This window comes from Cupriavidus sp. SK-4, assembly GCF_000611125.1.
Classification (GTDB): Bacteria; Pseudomonadota; Gammaproteobacteria; order Burkholderiales; family Burkholderiaceae; genus Cupriavidus; species Cupriavidus necator.
Genome location: NZ_JFJW01000130.1, coordinates 1 through 669 on the forward strand (window position 1 = coordinate 1; position 669 = coordinate 669).

Annotated in this window: 2 protein-coding genes and 1 pseudogene; 1 reads left to right on the forward strand and 2 read right to left on the reverse strand. The window is 62.0% G+C overall.

The window, feature by feature from the left end:
- The coding region (locus CF68_RS38680) for an IS4 family transposase (RefSeq protein ID WP_369798910.1) at positions 1-122 on the reverse strand (122 nt) is incomplete at its 3' end.
- 62 nt (positions 123-184) lie between these two features.
- Here CF68_RS38680 and CF68_RS26645 point away from each other — a divergent pair.
- Positions 185-367: pseudogene (locus CF68_RS26645) on the forward strand (IS21 family transposase); the annotation flags it as partial.
- On the opposite strand, the gene CF68_RS36530 reads toward CF68_RS26645, so the two are convergent.
- Positions 321-647: a hypothetical protein gene (locus CF68_RS36530; protein WP_013958602.1), complete on the reverse strand. Its 327-nt coding sequence runs from the start codon at positions 645-647 to the stop codon at positions 321-323. The pseudogene CF68_RS26645 and the gene CF68_RS36530 sit on opposite strands and share 47 nt — an antisense overlap.
- Positions 648-669 lie beyond the last annotated feature (22 nt).

The window sequence follows — 669 nt, forward strand, 5'->3', positions numbered from 1 at the left end:
ATTGAGGCTTGGCGGCGTCTCGGGCGGCTCCCCTTCCTGCTGAGAATGAACACCGCCTGCCATTCATCTCGCTCAAACAGCAACTGCGCTTCGAGCTCCGGGCAGGCGCGCCTCAGCCGCATTTAGCCGTGCGATGCGCCAGGCCGCCACCATGAACAATGCCAGCGCACGTTCGAGCCGCTCCGAGCGACCACATCTGATGCCGGTCGGGCAGCCGTTCGACGGCTTTGTCGAGCACACCACGCGCGTCTCGCCGACCTGCTTGGTAATCTTCGAGCGCAACCGCTACAGCGTACCCGCCTCGTTTGCCAACCGCCCCATCAGCCTGCGCGTCTATGCCGCGCGGCTCGTGTTCGTGGCCGAAGGCCACTGAACACCTGGCATCCCTGCGGGTTGACGCCCGACATGACGTGTTTGATGACGCCGTCCTTGCCCGCCGCATCCATTGCCTGGAAGATGAGGAGAACAGAGTAGCGGTTGTCCGCATAGAGCAAACTTTGTAGCTTGCTGAGCCTCTCGATGTGCTCGGCTAGCAGAGTACGATACTGGTCCCTCGACCCGTGGAGGGGAGTCACGCGCGTCGGCCATTTCGTAAGCAAAACCGTGTCGCCCTCGCGCACTCGGAAATCGTCGGAATTGAAATTCATGGTCGTTCTCCCAGCGGGACGA